The organism is Acidocella sp. C78 (assembly GCF_907164655.1).
This window is the reverse complement of the sequence record NZ_CAJQZK010000005.1, coordinates 26,958-41,758: the sequence shown is the minus strand read 5'-3', so window position 1 is coordinate 41,758 and position 14,801 is coordinate 26,958. Positions and strand designations below refer to the sequence as shown.

Sequence of the window (14,801 nt, the reverse complement as noted above, 5' to 3'; positions counted from 1 at the left end):
CACCAGCGCATCCCTCCGACGCTCAGCCGCGCAGGCGGGTGACTGTGGCCGTGGTGGAATGGCCGGGCAGGAGTTCGGCGAGCATCACGCGCCCTCCCCAGGATTCGACCTCGCGGGCGCCCACCACGGTGTCGTGCGTGTAGTCCGCGCCCTTGACGAGCACATCCGGCCGGATGACGGAGAGCAGGTCGAGCGGCGTGTCCTCTTCGAAGATCACTACGAGATCGACGCTCGCCAGCGATGCCAGGACCGCCGCGCGGGCCGCCTCCGGCTGGACCGGGCGGGTCGGCCCCTTGAGGCGGCGCACCGAACTGTCGGCGTTGATGCCGACGATCAGCCGGTCGCATCCGGCGCGGGCCTGTTCGAGCAGATGGACATGGCCGGGATGCAGCAGGTCGAAACAGCCATTGGTGAAGCCGACCCGCCAGCCGCGCTGCCGCCAGCGTTCCGCCGCTTCGGCGGCCGCCTGCCTGGTCACTACCTTGCGCAGCGCGCCGGATGCCGGCTTCACCGCATCCATCAGGTCGTTGGGGCGGGCCACGGCGGTGCCCACCTTGCCGACGACGAGACCGCCCGCGATGTTGGAGAGCCTGGCCGCCACCTCAAGGTCGAGCCCGCTTGCCAGCCCGGCCGCGAGCACGGCCACAACCGTATCCCCGGCACCGGAGACATCGTAGACCTCGGAGGCCTCCGCAGGATAATGCCGCACGGTGTCGGCGGTGACGAGGCTCATGCCGTCCTCCGAGCGCGTGCACAGCACGGCGCCGAACCCGAACCGGGCAATGGCCTCGCGGGCCGCCGCGACGATCGCGGCCTCCGTCGAGAGATCGCGGCCCGTCGCCTCGGCGAGTTCGCGGCGGTTCGGCGTGATGACGTCCGCCCCGGCATAATGCGACCAGTCCGCCCCCTTGGGATCGACGATCAGCATCCGGCCGATCGCACGCGCGCTGGCGATCAGGTTGCGGGCGATCGCGGGGCGAGCACGCCCTTGCGATAATCCGAGAGCACGGTGACCGAGGTCGCCGCCATCGCGTCGGAGGCGATCTTGAGCAGCCGTTCGCCGAGCTTTTCGGGCAGTGGCGCCGCCAGCTCGCGATCCGCGCGGATGAGATGCTGGCCGGCGGCGATGTAACGCGTCTTCACCGTCGTCGCCCGGCCGGTTTCCACCAGCAGCCAGGGCTCGACATTGGGCTGCCCGCCGATCAGCGCCGTAAGGTCGGACCCCTCCTGGTCGTCACCCACCACGGAGACGAACGCCGCCGCGGCATCGAGGGCGGTGAGATTGCGGACAACGTTTCCCGCCCCGCCCGGCATCGCGATTTCCCGCGTGACCGTCAGGATCGGAACCGGGGCTTCCGGACTGATCCGCTCGACCCGACCATATGCGTAGCGGTCGAGCATCAGGTCGCCCACCACCAGAACGTTCGCCCGCGCCAGACCCCGGATCGCCGAGATCAGGTCATACCCAACATGCTCCGACATGACTCTCTCGCTAGCTTGCGCGGCGGCAGCGGGCAAGCGGTTTCGTGCACTTTGCATGACACGGCGTTGCCCGGCGGCGTCATCGGCGTGCGCCAACAAATGCGCGGCGATGGCAAAATCGGCGCACTGCCTCTATTTAACGGCCATGACCGATCTGCCCCCTTTTCTCGACCGTACCCGCCCCGACGTCCCCGATATCGTCGTGCCACGGGGCGTTACGCCGTTTTTCCTGCCAAATCAGCCTGTTCGCGGCCGTCTGGTCCGTCTTGGCCCGCTGGCTGACGCGCTGCTCAACCGCCACGACCATGCCCCGCCGGTGCGGGCGCTGCTGGGAGAGGCGCTGGCGCTCGTCGCCAGCCTCGCCACCGCGCTGAAATTCACCGGCAGCTTCTCGCTGCAGGCCAAGGGCGACGGCGCCGTGCCGCTGCTGCTCGCCGACTGCACCGATGGCGGGGCGCTGCGCGGCTATGCCCGCCTGTCCGACGAGATCGCGCTGCCGGAAGAGGCCTTCGCGCGGGCGATGATGGGCGATGGCTATCTCGCCTTCACCGTGGATCAGGGGCCAGACATGGAACGCCACCAGGGCATCGTCTCGCTCGAGGGGCAAAGCCTGTCGGACATGGCGCATCATTATTTCGAGACATCCGAGCAGCTGCCCTGCCAGATCCACCTTGCCGCCGCCGAAACGCCGGCCGGCTGGCGCGCCGCCGCCCTCGTGATCGAGCGGATCGCCGGTGCCGGCGGCATCGATCCCGCCCTGAGCGAGGCCGAGCAGGAAGAGGCCTGGCGAACCGCCAAAATCCTCGCCGCCACCATCACCGACGCCGAATTGCTCGACGACGCGCTGCCGCCCGAACGGCTGCTCTACCGGCTGTTTCACGGCGAGGGCATTGCGGTCGACCGGCCGCGACCGCTCGCCTATGGCTGCCGCTGCTCGCGCGCCCGGCTTTCGGACGTGCTGGGCGGGTTTTCCGGGGACGATCTCGATCACATGACCATCGACGGGGACATCACGATGACCTGCGAATTCTGCAATGTCGATTTCCGTTTTCCACGCGGCGAGATCAGCGTCGCGACACAGGCCGACGGTCAGGGAGGCGTGTCATGAGGCGCCGCGTGTTCGCCGGAATGGTCATCCTGCCGCTCGCCCTTTCGGCCTGCGCGAGCGAGCCGCCCCCGCCGACCACGTTTGCCCGGCTCGACTACGCCTATCTGCCGCCGATCACCCTGAAAGTCGCCAGTATCCAGATTCGCAATGATTACCAGCCCGGGCCCGATGCCGCGCAGGTGATCGAGCAGGCGCCGGAAACGCCCGCGCGGGTGCTGGAGCGCATGGCGCGGGAGCGGCTGGTGGCCAATGGCAGCCCCGGTTCGGCCGTTTTCGTGATCCGCCAGGCCTCGCTCCGCCAGGTCGGCGATACGCTCGTCGGCACCATGACGGTTGACCTCAACGTCCGCACCAGCAACGGCCAGCGGGTTGGCTACGCCGAGGCGACGATCTCGCACAGCGTGACGGCCCCGGCCAATGAAACGCCGGACCGCATGCGCGCCGCGCTGTATGGTCTGACGAAATCGATGATGAACAGCATGAATGTCGAGCTGCAATACCAGATCCAGCGCACCCTGCCGGACTGGCTGGCCTTCGCGCCGAATTCAGGCGCCGGCGGCGCGGTGGCGCAGCCTTATTCGGCGGACCAGGGAATCCAGGCGAAACCCTTGCCCGTTCCCGATGCCGGCGCCGCGGATACCGGCGCGCAGCCGACGAGCCTGCCAACCGGCGCCGCGCGATAGCGCGCTTTCCGACCCATCCGGATCGGATATCGTGCTCTATGCTATTTATAAACAGAGCATCTTTATCCGATCGGATGATGCTCTGGGGACACCACCTCGCGCCTTGCCTGTCCAATGAAATACGCCTGCCCCCTGAAATGCGCCTGCCCTTGAAAGGCCTGGGTGAATTTCAGGGGCGGGCTGTCAGTTCCGAAGCGTCGCCCCGGTCGCCTTGGCCACCGCCGCGACGATCTTCGCCGATACGGCCTCGATCTCCGCATCCGTAAGGCTCGCCTCGCGCGGTTGCAGGGTCACCGCCACGGCCAGCGACACCTTGCCTTCCGGCAGTTTCTCCCCGGCATAGCGGTCGAACAGCGCGACATTGGTGATCAGGCTGCGCTCGGCCCCCTTCGCCGCGCGCAGCACCGCCTCGGCCGTCACCGTCGCATCGGCGATGAAGGCGAAGTCGCGGCGGAGCGGCTGGAACTGCGGCAGCGACGGCGCGGCCTTGCGCCGCCGTTTCGGATCGGCGATCGCGCCGAGATCGAGCTCGAACGCCACGCTGCCTTCCGGCAGATCGAGTTCGGCGCAGAGGGCGGGATGCAGCGCGCCGAACCAGCCGAGCCGTGTCTTCGGCCCCTGGCGCAGCGTGCCGGAACGGCCCGGGTGATAATGCGCCGGGGCATCGGCCGTCACCGTCACCGCATCGAGCGGCACGCCGAGTTCGCCGAGCACGGCGACGGCGTCGGCCTTGGCGTCCCACAGATCGGCAGGGCGCGCCGGCTCGATCCAGGAGAGCGGCGTCCGCCCGGCGCGCAGCCCTGCCGCGACCAGATCCTGTCCGTCGGGGGCGATATCGCGATAGGCCGGGCCGATCTCGAACAGCGCGAGATCGCCAAGGCCACGGGCGGCGTTGCGCGCTGCGGCGAGGGCGATGGTGGCCAGCGGCGTCGGCCGCATCTGGTCGAGATCGGCGGCGATCGGGTTTTTCAGCGCGAGAGTGTCGGGCGTCGCGCCGAAGCGCGCGGCGGTGGCGCGGTCGAGGAAGCTGAACGTCACGCATTCGGCCATGCCGCGCGCGGCGAGCACGCGTCGGGCGCGCACCGTGCGGGCCTGGCGGGGGGTGAGCGAGGCCGTGGGCACCGGTGCTGCGCCCGGCAGCGAGACCGGCTCGATCCGGTCCAGCCCGTCGATCCGCAGCACTTCCTCGATCAGGTCGACCTCCGGCTCGATCGTCCGCGCGCCAAGCCGCGCGGCCTCGGCGGTCGCCGCGGCGAGGCCGCCATGCTGGTCGAGCGCGCTGCCGCCGGGCAGGTCGGCCGCGGCGACATCGTTGCGCCAGCTCGGCACGGCGACGGTGACCGACGCCGCATCGCGCGCGACGGCGGCGAAGCCCAAGCGGTCGAGAATTTCCACGGCGCGGTCGGGTGTGACGGTCGAGTGGCCGAAACTGGCGAGGCGGTCGAAGCGCATCGTCGCGGTGCGATGCCAGTCGGGCTGCGCCCCGGCCTCGGTGATCTCGGACGCGGTGCCGCCGCAGAGCTCGATCACCATCGCGGTCGCCGCATCGAGGGCGGCGGGCAGCAACGCGAAATCGATGCCGCGCTCGAAGCGCTGCCGCGCGTCGGAATGGATGCCGGTGCGCTGGCCGGTGAGGGCGATCCGCACCCGGTCGAACAGGGCGCATTCGATGAACACGTCCCGCGTGGTCTCGTCGCACCCCGTCGCCTCGCCGCCGACGATCCCGGCGAGAGACTGCGCGCCCGCCGCATCGGCGATGACGCAGTCATCCGCCGTCGCGGTCACGTCCTTGCCGTGCAGGCCGCGGAAGCTTTCCCCCGCGCCGCGCCGCAAGGTGAGCGCGCTGCCGGCGATCTTGCCGACGTCGAACACATGCAGCGGCCGGCCGAGATCGATGGTGAAGAAATTGGTGATGTCGACCAGCGCGTTGATCGGCCGCAGCCCGATCGATTCGAGGCGGCGCTTCAGCCAGGCGGGGCTCTCGCCGTTGCGCACCCCGCGTACGGTGCGGCCGAGCACCCAGGGGCAGGCCTCGGAATAGGCGTTCTGCCAGGCGATCGCGCTCGCCCCGGCGGCGGCGGCGGCGGGCGGCGCCCAGGGCTTCAGCGTGCCGAGCCCGGCGGCGGCGAGGTCGCGGGCGACGCCGCGCACCGCGAAGGCATCGCCGCGATTGGGCGTCACGCCGATCTCGATCACCGGATCGTCGAGCCCCGCCCAGCTCGCGTACGGCGCGCCCACCGGCGCGTCGTCCGGCAGGTCGATGATGCCGTCATGGCTGTCGCCAAGGCCGAGTTCGCGCTCGGAGACCAGCATCCCGGCCGAGGGGACGCCGCGGATCTCGCCCACCTTCAGCGTGATCCCGGTGCCGGGCACGAAACTGCCCGGCGGCGCGAAGACGGCGCGCATGCCAGTGCGCGCGTTCGGCGCGCCGCACACCACGGTCACCTCGGCGCCATCGCCGGGATCGACGCGGCAGACCCGCAGCCGGTCGGCATTCGGGTGCTGTGTGGCCTCGATCACCCGGGCGATGCGGAACGGCGCGAGGCTGGCGCCGCGATCGGCGATGCTTTCAACTTCCAGCCCGATGGCGGACAGGGTTTCGGCGATGGCATCGAGCGAGGCATCAGTGTCGAGATGCGTCTTCAGCCAGGAGAGGGTGAATTTCATCGTGCGTCCCTTCGTGCAGGGTCACCGGCGCCAGTGGCGAGGTGCCGTAATGCGCGAGCCAGCGCACATCGCTCTCGTAAAAGGTGCGAAGATCGGGAATGCCATGCTTGAGCATGGTGATGCGCTCGACCCCCATGCCGAAGGCGAAGCCCTGGAACGCGCGCGGGTCGAGCCCGCAATTCGCCAACACGTTGGGATGGATCATCCCGGCGCCGAGGATTTCCAGCCAGTCGCTGCCGGCGCCGATTTCGCCGGATTTGCGGTCCCAGGCGATATCGACCTCCATCGAGGGTTCGGTGAAGGGGAAATAGCTTGACCGGAAGCGGGCCTTGAGGTCCGGCCGTTCGAAGAAGGCGCGCAGGAAGTCGATCAGGCAGCCCTTGAGATGGGCGAGGGTGATTCCGCGGTCGATCACAAGGCCCTCGCATTGGTGGAACATCGGGCTGTGCGTCGCGTCATGGTCCGAACGATAGGTGCGGCCCGGCACGATGACGCGGATCGGCGGCGCTTCCGCGAGCATGGTGCGGATCTGCAGCGGCGAGGTGTGGGTGCGCAGCACGACCGGGCGGCTGCCGGCCGCGGCGTCGAGATAGAACGTGTCCATCATCGCCCGCGCCGGGTGGTGCGAGGGGATGTTGAGCGCGCCGAAATTGTGCCAGTCATCCTCGATATCCGGCCCTTCCTTCACGCCGAACCCCATGGCGCCGAACAGGGCGGTGAGTTCTTCCATGGTGCGCGAGATCGGGTGGATCGTGCCCGCACGGTCGGGACGGCCGGGCAGCGTGACGTCGATTCGCTCGGCGGCGAGGCGTGTTGCGAGGGCCTCGGCCTCGAGCACCGCGCGGCGCGCCTCGATCGCGGCTGAAATCGCCGTTTTCAGCGCGTTCACCTCGGCGCCGACGCGCTTGCGCTCATCTGGCGTCAGGCTGCCGAGTGTCTTGAGCAGCGCGGTGACCTGGCCGGTCTTGCCCAGCAGGGCGATGCGGACGGCGTCGAGCGCAGCGAGATCGCCTGCGGCGGCGATGGCTGAGCGGGCCTGGGAGTCGATGGTCGGCAGATCGTCGGACATGGCCGGCAGGGAGCGTGAAGCGGGCGAAATGTCAAGCAAACGGGGCGATCGGAACCCGGTTGTCGATAAAAAAACCTCCGGAACATGTCCGGAGGTTTTGAGCGTCTGGATCAAAAGCTTGTGTCAAAAAGTACGTCGTATTCGAACCTGGCTTCACAAACCCGAGCCACGCGGTCGTCGGTAGGGGCAAGATTATTCCTTGCGATGACTTGCCTGGTTTTCTAATCCAGGCATCCAAAAAAACCCAAAGCCGAGACGGTGGATCGCCGTAATTTTTTGTCTTCACGGTGAGTATAATATGAAATCGTTACAATCTACAAACTATAAGTAGTATATGAGGCATCACGTGTATTAATAATAATAATTTTTCCTTAAAAAGATATATTGTCTCAGATTTTGAAAAATGAGCGTGACCGTTAGTACCGATCACGCTCGAAGGAGGGCTGGCATATGACCAGCCATCAGGGAGGAAACGGAGACCAGCGGCCTCGTTTTTCGTGTTTAAAGCAGGAAAGTTAAGAATAAGTTGCAAAACGGAAACGGCCGGGAAGGCGGCGCTCCAAAAGCTGCATTCAGGCGGTAATGTGTCAAAAAAGTCGCGTTGCTGGCGAATGACACGCCAATAAGCGCGAGCGGCCTCGTGATGCCAAAAGTCCGCTTGAATGGTCGGCACAATCCGAATAGATGAAGTAACGCGTTCTGGTCAGGCCGATACATCGGTCCGGCCGGGTTCGTCGTTTGCTCAGACTGTTTATCGAACGCCGCCCGCCAACCCGGCGAGGCCAGTCGGTGGGTATCTGGGCAATACGTCTGGCTAAAAGTTCAGGCTAACGGTTTCAACGCATCGGCATGGCGCCGGTGCGTCACAATACAGGCACCCAACATCGGGACGGTAAACATGAATATCAAAGCTCTGGGCGCGCTTGCGGCTGTTGCCCTGCTTGCGGCGTGCTCCAACGCCCCCAAGACCCAGTCCATGGCAACCGGCTCTGGCACGACCGCCGCGCAGTCCGGTCCCGCGCCGGGCAGCGAGCAGCAGCTTGTTGCCGACGTCGGCGATCGTGCCTTCTTCGGCTTCAACAAGTCCAACCTGACCGGCGCCGACAAGTCGACGCTCGACCGTCAGGCCAGCTGGCTTGCGAAGTATCCGAATGTCGACGTTCTGATCGCCGGCAACGCCGACCCGCGCGGCACGGAAGCCTACAACCTGGCCCTCGGCGCCCGCCGCGCCCACGCCGCCCGCAATTACCTGGTTGCCAAGGGCGTTGCGGCGTCCCGCATCCGCACGATCTCCTATGGCAAGTCGTGCCTGGTCTCGCCGGGTAACACCGAGCAGGACTACGCGCAGGACCGCGTGGCGATCACCTCGGTGCAGGGCTTCAACCCGCAGCATTGCCACTGAGAATGCCGTTCGGGGGATTTCCCCTGACAGCATGACGTGACCGATCGGCGGCTCGATCAACCCGAGCCGCCGATTTGCTTTCTGCCGGCCCGCGCTTCAACGACGCGGTCGTTCGCACTACATTGGGTCGGGGGCGCAATCCGGCGCGTCTCGCCGAACGAGGAAACCGATGCGCAGTTCCATGTTGAAATCCCTGACATCCGCCAGCATTGCCGTGCTGATCCTCATGCCTGCCGTGGTTCGGGCGCAGATGATCTCGAGCCGGGAAGGAATTGCCCTCGAAAACCAGATCCTCGAACTCAAGCACCAGCTTGCGCAGATGCAGCAGGGCGGCAGCAATGGCGGCTCCGTTCTGGGGTCCGCCGCGCCGCCGGCGCAGACCAGCCAGTCCGCGCGCCAGGGCAGTTCGGGGGGACTCGTCGCCTCGTTGCTTGAGCAGGTCGATACGCTGCACAACCAGGTCCAGGACCTGAGGGGGCGTGTCGATACGCTGGAACACGAGGTCGCCACGCAGCACGACGAAATCAACCAGCAAATCGGCAATCTGAAATTCCAGCTCGACCAGGCGGGGAAACCCGGCGCGACGCCGCCGGCCGCCAATACGTCGCCCGCTCCGGGTGCTACGGGGACGCTCGGCACGCTGCCGGCCGGGAAAACATCCGCGCGGCCGCAAAATCCGCAGTCGCAACCCCAGCCGCGGGCCACGGCCTCGCTCGCCGCCGCGCGCACGGCTCTCGCCCGGCATGACTACAAGGCCGCCGAGGAGGATGCTCGCGCGGTGATCGCGAAGCAGGGCAAACGCGCCGGCAAGGGCGAGGCTTCGATGATCGTCGCCGAATCGCTCTACCACCAGGGCAAGCATCAGGAGGCCGCGATCGCGTTCGACGATGCCTACAACGCCGATCGCGCCGGTCCGCATGCGCCCTATGCCCTGCTTGGACTGGCCAATTCCCTGTCCGCGATCCACCAGAACCAGGAAGCGTGTGACACGCTCGACTCCCTGAACAGCCAGTTCTCCTCGCCCTCGCCGGCGCTGAAGGCACAGATTGGCGCGGCGCGCCGGCGCGCCGCCTGCCGCTGAAGTCCGCGTTCGCGCCCAGCCTGCCCGCTCGGTTCGAGCGGGCCATGGCCCGGTTCGGCCCTTTCGGCCCCGCGCCATGCCTCGCCGCGGGTGTTTCCGGAGGGGCTGACAGCACGGCCCTCGTTCTTCTCGCCGCATCCTGGGCCCGCCAGCGTGGCGGAGAATGCATCGCGCTCATCGTCGATCATGGTCTCCGCCCCGAATCCGGCCGGGAAGCCGCCGAAACCGCCCAACGGCTTGCAGGGCTCGCCGTGCGCAGCCGCGTCCTGCGTCTGCGCCTGTCGCCGGGTGCCGCCTTGCAGGCCCGCGCGCGCGAAGCGCGTCACGCCGCGCTGGCCGGTGCGGCGCGCGAGGCTGGAATCGTTCATCTCCTCCTTGGTCATCATGCGGGCGATCAGGACGAGTTGCGGGTCATGCGCGCCCGCCGCGGCGTTCGCGGTCTCGCGGGGATGGCGGGCGTCTCGCCGCGCGACACGGTGATGATCCTGCGGCCCCTGCTCGGGATTCCGTCCCCGATGCTCCGCGATTTCCTGGTGGAGCAGGGCGTCGCCTGGGTGGAGGACCCTTCGAATCTCGACCCGCGCTTCGAACGGGTCCGGGTCCGGCGCGCCGGCGCATCGCAACCGCCCGGCGATGTCGGGACAGCGGCGGATGACCGCGCGGCGGCGGACCGCATCGCCGCCGCCGATCTGGCGTGCCACGTCACGCTTCGTCCGGAAGGATGGGCGATCATCCGCGGGGATGCGCTCCCGCCCGATGCGCTCGCCGCCCTGTTGCGGGTCGTCGCCGGACAGATCTACCCGCCGGCCCGCGCCGCGATCGGCCGGCTGGCGGGAGGATTGCGCCCCGCAACGCTCGGTGGCGTGCGGATTCTGCCCGCAGGGCGCCACGGTCCTGGCTGGATGCTCGTGCGCGAGGCCGCCGCTTGCGCACGCCCGATCCCGCGGTCGAGGGCGCGCTCTGGGATGGGCGCTTCCGTATCCGCCATGCGCCGCCAGGCGCGCGGACCCTCGGCGCCCTTGGCCCAAGCCCGGTCGACAGGCGTGCCGCCGCCCGCCTTCCCGCCGCCCTGCGCCAGACCCTGCCGGCCTTTTTCGGCGATCAGGGTGTGCTTGCGGTTCCGCATCTCGGAATTGGGCCTGCCTGCGCGGTCGCGTTCGTGCCTCCCGGCCCGGCTGCCCCGGCGCCATTCGAGCCAGCGTCCGGCGGCGGACAGATCTGCGCGTCCCGTTCACCAGAAGGATAGGAAAACGGCGTATCATCCCCACTCTCTATAGGGATTGGCGAACCGACCGGAGCCGTGCCAAGATGAGGCAAGACGCGGTTCGGCGGAATTTCTCGGCCGGTTTCCGCCGGCCCCCTCGGTTTTAGCCTTCCGGGGTGAACAGGACTGGATGAAGCTTGATGAACAATCTGGGGCGCAACCTGCTGGTCTGGGTGATCATAGCACTCTTCTTTGTGTTATTGTTCAACATGTTCCAGCCCACCACCACGGACACCAGCCACGGCACGCAAGTCGCCTATTCGACCTTCGTGTCCGAGGTCAACGCGGGCAAGGTGGATCATGTCACGATCCGCGGGCATGACATCACGGGCGCCCTCAAATCGGGCTCCACGTTCGAGACCTATGCGCCGGACGATCCGGGCCTGGTCAACACGCTGATCTCGAAGAAGGTCAGCGTCGTCGCCAAGCCGCTCAACCCGCCGGAAAACCCGCTGCTTCACTATCTCGTGTCTTGGGCGCCGATGATCCTGCTGGTGGGCGTGTGGATCTATTTCATGCGCCAGATGCAGGGCGGCGGCGGCCGGGCCATGGGCTTCGGCAAGTCCCGCGCGCGCCTGCTGACCGAGAAACAGGGCAGGGTGACATTCGAGGATGTCGCCGGCATCGAGGAAGCCAAGGGCGAGTTGCAGGAGATCGTTGACTTCCTGCGCGATCCGCAGAAATTCCAGCGACTGGGTGGCAAGATCCCGAAAGGCGTCCTGCTGGTCGGCCCGCCAGGCACCGGCAAGACGCTGCTTGCCCGCGCCATCGCCGGCGAGGCCAACGTGCCCTTCTTCACCATCTCGGGCTCCGATTTCGTTGAAATGTTCGTCGGTGTCGGCGCCAGCCGCGTGCGCGACATGTTCGAGCAGGGCAAGAAGAACGCGCCGTGCATCATCTTCATCGACGAGATCGACGCGGTCGGCCGCCATCGCGGCGCCGGGCTTGGCGGCGGCAACGACGAGCGTGAGCAGACGCTGAACCAGATGCTCGTCGAGATGGACGGGTTCGAGAGCAACGAGGGCGTCATCCTCATCGCCGCCACCAACCGCCCCGACGTGCTCGACCCCGCGCTGCTGCGCCCCGGCCGGTTCGACCGCCAGGTGGTGGTGCCGAACCCGGACGTGAACGGCCGCGAGCGCATCCTCAAGGTCCATATGCGCAAGGTGCCGCTGGCCGCCGATGTCGATCCCAAGGTGATCGCCCGCGGCACGCCCGGCTTCTCGGGGGCCGATCTCGCCAACCTGGTCAACGAGGCCGCCCTTCTCGCCGCCCGCATGGGCAAGCGCGTCGTCGCCATGGCCGAATTCGAATACGCCAAGGACAAGGTCATGATGGGCGCCGAGCGGCGCTCGATGGTGATGAGCGAGGACGAGAAGAAGATGACGGCCTATCACGAGGCCGGCCATGCGCTCTGCTCGATCTCGCAGAAGCACTGCGACCCCGTTCACAAGGCCACGATCATTCCCCGCGGCCGCGCGCTCGGCATGGTGATGAGCCTGCCGGAAGGCGACCGCTATTCGATGAGCAAGGCCAAGCTGCTCTCCGAACTGGTCAAGGCGATGGGCGGGCGCGCCGCCGAGGAGATCATCTTCGGGGCCGAGAACGTCTCCAACGGTGCGTCGGGCGACATCAAGCAGGCGACCGACATCACCCGCCGGATGATCACCGAATGGGGCATGAGCGACAAGCTCGGCATGATCGCCTATGGCGACAACGGGCAGGAACTCTTCCTCGGCCACTCGGTGACGCAGCACAAGAACGTCTCCGAGGCGACCGCGCAGGAGATCGACCGCGAAATCAAGTCCGTGATCGATCACGCCTATTCCGAGGCCCGTCGGATCCTGACCGAGCGGCTCGACGAGCTGCACCGCCTGGCCAAGGGGCTGCTGGAATACGAAACGCTCACCGGCGATGAAATCCAGACCGTCCTGCGCGGCGAGCCGGTGGTTCGCCAGGTCGTTGACGAGCCGGCGCCCGACAGTCGCCGCGCCTCGGTGCCGATGGCGCAGAAACCGGAAGTGCCGAAATCCGGCGGGCTCGGGCCGCTGCCCGCGCCGGGCTGAACGGCCCGGTCATTCTGGCCGGACTGACGGAAAGGGCCGGGGGCGATCGCCTCCGGCTTTTTTCATGGCTCGCCACCGCCCATATCCGGCGCTGAACCTATTGCGAACGGGAGCACGAACATGAGTCTGAAGATTGGCGTTATCGGTCTTGGCCGGATGGGTGCCGCGATGGCGGCGCGGCTGATCGAGCGCGGCCATCAGGTCTGCGGCTGGAACCGGACCCTGGCGCGGGCCGCGGCGGTCGAGGGGCTCGCGGTCAAGTCATCGCCGGCCGAGGTGGCGGCCGCGGCCGATTACGTCATTGTGATGCTGCTCGACGAGGCGGCTGCCCGCGCGGTCTATCATGGCGAGGGAGGTCTGCTCGGCGCCACTCTCCGCCAGGCCCTCGTGATCGACATGAGCACGCTGAAGCCCGCCGACATGCAGGCCAACGCCGAAGCGGTGACCGCGCAGGGCGGGCGGTTCGTGGCCTGCCCGGTGGGCGGCACGGTCGGCCCGGCGCGGTCGGGCAAGCTGCTCGGCCTTGCCGGCGGCGATGACGCGACGATCGCCGCCGCGACGCCGGTGCTCGACGAGCTGTGCGACCGGCTGGAGCGCTTCGAGACGCCGCAGGCCGCTTCGGCGATGAAGCTCGCGGTCAACCTGCCGCTGCTGGCCGCGTTCCAGGCGCTGGGCGAGGCCGCGCTGATCACCCGCGATTACGGGATCACGCCGGAACGGCTGCTCGGCATCATCGGCAAGAGCTCCGGCGGCGCGCCCGCCCTCGCCATCCGCAGCGCCGCGATCATTACCGAGATGGGCGGCACGCGGAGCGATTCGGTGGGCTTCTCGATCGAGGCGGTCGAGAAGGATCTCCGCCTGATGGACGAGGCGGGCGAGGGAGCCGGCTTCAACCTCAAGCTGGTCGAAGCCGTCCGCCGCACCGCGCATGACGCCGTGCGCGAAGGCTGGGGCGATCGCGATCTCGCGGCGCTGGCCGCCTTCAACCTGCGCGCCTGAAGCTCAGCCGCCGCGCTTCTTCGCCCGCAACGCCGCCATGGCCTCGATGAAGGCCCGGTCGCGATGCGCGGCGTCGAGCCCGGCGGCGAACGCCTCGCCATCCAGCCTGCCGGATGCGAGCCCGGCGATCGCCGCCTTCATGCCCCGCACGGCGAGGGGCGCGTTGGCTTCCAGCCGGGCGGCGAGGGCATCGACCGTGGCGTCGAGATCGTCGGCGCTGGCAAGCGCGGTCAGGTAGCCGATCCGCAGCAGCGTGTCCGCGTCGATCGTCCGCGCCGCGACGAAGAGCAGGCGCGTGGCGTCCGGCCCGATGCGCTCCACCGCGCGGGCGAGCCCCGAGCGATAGTAATGCAGGCCGATCCGCGCCGCCGGCATCAGCAGTTCCATGCCCGCCACGCCGATGCGGAAATCGCAGGCGAGCGCGAGATCGACCGCGCCGCCATACAGATTGCCGTGCAGCCGCGCGATCACCGGCTGGGGCAGGGCGGCGAGCGCCGTGCCCACGCGGCCGATGCCGCCCGGCCCGTCCTCGGCGTCCCCGGTCTCCCCGCGCGAGAGGGCATCGAGATCGAAGCCGGCGCTGAACACCTTCCCGGCGGCCTCGAACACGACGACGCGGATCGTTTCGTCCGCCGCGATCGTGGCGCAGTGGCCGAGCAGGGCGGCAAGATCATCCGCGCCGAGCCGGTTGCGCAGGGAAGGGCGGTTGAGACGCAGCCGGGCGATGCCGCCGCGGCGTTCGAGAATCGGGGGCGTTTCGGTCATGCGGGTCTCCTCACGCCCCCGCAGTAGCGGAGCGGCGGCAATTGGACTATAAGGATGATATGCGCCGCTGGCGCATCTTCAGCCGGGGGATCGTCCTCCGGTCGTGATCGGAACGGATCAGATCGTTCGGTTGCGCGCAACGCCGGGGTCTCTTCGGCGTTTCCGGCCACATGGCCCGTGGCTGTGACGAGACATCGCCCACAGCCCGACCCATG

Annotated in this window: 10 protein-coding genes and 1 pseudogene; 7 read left to right on the top strand and 4 right to left on the bottom strand. The window is 68.0% G+C overall.

What is annotated here, in order from left to right:
* Nucleotides 1–22: 22 nt before the first annotated feature.
* Nucleotides 23–1,482 (bottom strand): annotated as a pseudogene (rfaE1, locus tag ACIDOCELLA78_RS000000101500) (D-glycero-beta-D-manno-heptose-7-phosphate kinase).
* Nucleotides 1,483–1,627: 145 nt separating this feature from the next.
* On the opposite strand from rfaE1, the gene ACIDOCELLA78_RS000000101495 reads away from it, so the two are divergent.
* Both ACIDOCELLA78_RS000000101495 and ACIDOCELLA78_RS000000101490 read left to right on the top strand, forming a co-directional pair.
* Nucleotides 1,628–2,590, top strand: coding sequence for an Hsp33 family molecular chaperone HslO (locus ACIDOCELLA78_RS000000101495; protein ID WP_249675287.1), 963 nt, complete (start codon nt 1,628–1,630; stop codon nt 2,588–2,590).
* Nucleotides 2,587–3,273: a hypothetical protein gene (locus ACIDOCELLA78_RS000000101490; RefSeq protein ID WP_201728088.1), complete on the top strand. Its 687-nt coding sequence runs from the start codon at nt 2,587–2,589 to the stop codon at nt 3,271–3,273. The genes ACIDOCELLA78_RS000000101495 and ACIDOCELLA78_RS000000101490 overlap by 4 nt, the downstream gene beginning before the upstream one ends.
* A 183-nt stretch (nt 3,274–3,456) precedes the next feature.
* Here ACIDOCELLA78_RS000000101490 and pheT read toward each other — a convergent pair whose 3' ends face one another.
* Both pheT and pheS read right to left on the bottom strand, forming a co-directional pair.
* Nucleotides 3,457–5,940, bottom strand: coding sequence for a phenylalanine--tRNA ligase subunit beta (pheT, locus tag ACIDOCELLA78_RS000000101485; RefSeq protein WP_201728087.1), 2,484 nt, complete (start codon nt 5,938–5,940; stop codon nt 3,457–3,459).
* Nucleotides 5,897–7,009, bottom strand: a complete 1,113-nt coding sequence (pheS, locus tag ACIDOCELLA78_RS000000101480) for a phenylalanine--tRNA ligase subunit alpha (protein WP_201728086.1) — start codon at nt 7,007–7,009, stop codon at nt 5,897–5,899. Before pheS ends, pheT begins: the two co-directional genes overlap by 44 nt.
* An 898-nt stretch (nt 7,010–7,907) precedes the next feature.
* Here pheS and ACIDOCELLA78_RS000000101475 point away from each other — a divergent pair.
* From ACIDOCELLA78_RS000000101475 to ACIDOCELLA78_RS000000101455, 5 genes are all read left to right on the top strand, one after another.
* Nucleotides 7,908–8,411 carry an OmpA family protein gene (locus ACIDOCELLA78_RS000000101475; RefSeq protein ID WP_201728085.1) on the top strand — a complete coding sequence of 168 codons (504 nt, stop codon included), beginning with the start codon at nt 7,908–7,910 and terminating at the stop codon, nt 8,409–8,411.
* Between the two features lie 169 nt (nt 8,412–8,580).
* A complete protein-coding gene (locus ACIDOCELLA78_RS000000101470; RefSeq protein ID WP_201728084.1) occupies nt 8,581–9,492 on the top strand; it encodes a tol-pal system YbgF family protein in 912 nt (303 codons plus the stop codon).
* Nucleotides 9,493–9,536: 44 nt separating this feature from the next.
* Nucleotides 9,537–10,769: a tRNA lysidine(34) synthetase TilS gene (gene tilS, locus ACIDOCELLA78_RS000000101465; protein ID WP_249675270.1), complete on the top strand. Its 1,233-nt coding sequence runs from the start codon at nt 9,537–9,539 to the stop codon at nt 10,767–10,769.
* A gap of 127 nt (nt 10,770–10,896) precedes the next feature.
* The gene (gene ftsH / locus ACIDOCELLA78_RS000000101460; RefSeq protein ID WP_201728083.1) at nt 10,897–12,822 is read left to right on the top strand and encodes an ATP-dependent zinc metalloprotease FtsH; all 1,926 of its coding nucleotides are present in this window, start codon (nt 10,897–10,899) and stop codon (nt 12,820–12,822) included.
* A gap of 120 nt (nt 12,823–12,942) precedes the next feature.
* Nucleotides 12,943–13,821 carry an NAD(P)-dependent oxidoreductase gene (locus ACIDOCELLA78_RS000000101455; RefSeq protein WP_201728082.1) on the top strand — a complete coding sequence of 293 codons (879 nt, stop codon included), beginning with the start codon at nt 12,943–12,945 and terminating at the stop codon, nt 13,819–13,821.
* Nucleotides 13,822–13,824: 3 nt separating this feature from the next.
* Here ACIDOCELLA78_RS000000101455 and ACIDOCELLA78_RS000000101450 read toward each other — a convergent pair whose 3' ends face one another.
* Nucleotides 13,825–14,586 carry an enoyl-CoA hydratase/isomerase family protein gene (locus ACIDOCELLA78_RS000000101450; RefSeq protein WP_201728081.1) on the bottom strand — a complete coding sequence of 254 codons (762 nt, stop codon included), beginning with the start codon at nt 14,584–14,586 and terminating at the stop codon, nt 13,825–13,827.
* Nucleotides 14,587–14,801: the final 215 nt, after the last annotated feature.

What these genes read in the sequence shown, in the direction of transcription:
- ACIDOCELLA78_RS000000101495 (WP_249675287.1), top strand. Translation starts at nt 1,628, where the DNA reads ATGACCGATCTGCCCCCTTTTCTCGACCGTACCCGCCCCGACGTCCCC.
- ACIDOCELLA78_RS000000101490 (WP_201728088.1), top strand. Translation starts at nt 2,587, where the DNA reads ATGAGGCGCCGCGTGTTCGCCGGAATGGTCATCCTGCCGCTCGCCCTT.
- pheT (WP_201728087.1), bottom strand. Translation starts at nt 5,940, where the DNA reads ATGAAATTCACCCTCTCCTGGCTGAAGACGCATCTCGACACTGATGCC.
- pheS (WP_201728086.1), bottom strand. Translation starts at nt 7,009, where the DNA reads ATGTCCGACGATCTGCCGACCATCGACTCCCAGGCCCGCTCAGCCATC.
- ACIDOCELLA78_RS000000101475 (WP_201728085.1), top strand. Translation starts at nt 7,908, where the DNA reads ATGAATATCAAAGCTCTGGGCGCGCTTGCGGCTGTTGCCCTGCTTGCG.
- ACIDOCELLA78_RS000000101470 (WP_201728084.1), top strand. Translation starts at nt 8,581, where the DNA reads ATGCGCAGTTCCATGTTGAAATCCCTGACATCCGCCAGCATTGCCGTG.
- tilS (WP_249675270.1), top strand. Translation starts at nt 9,537, where the DNA reads ATGGCCCGGTTCGGCCCTTTCGGCCCCGCGCCATGCCTCGCCGCGGGT.
- ftsH (WP_201728083.1), top strand. Translation starts at nt 10,897, where the DNA reads ATGAACAATCTGGGGCGCAACCTGCTGGTCTGGGTGATCATAGCACTC.
- ACIDOCELLA78_RS000000101455 (WP_201728082.1), top strand. Translation starts at nt 12,943, where the DNA reads ATGAGTCTGAAGATTGGCGTTATCGGTCTTGGCCGGATGGGTGCCGCG.
- ACIDOCELLA78_RS000000101450 (WP_201728081.1), bottom strand. Translation starts at nt 14,586, where the DNA reads ATGACCGAAACGCCCCCGATTCTCGAACGCCGCGGCGGCATCGCCCGG.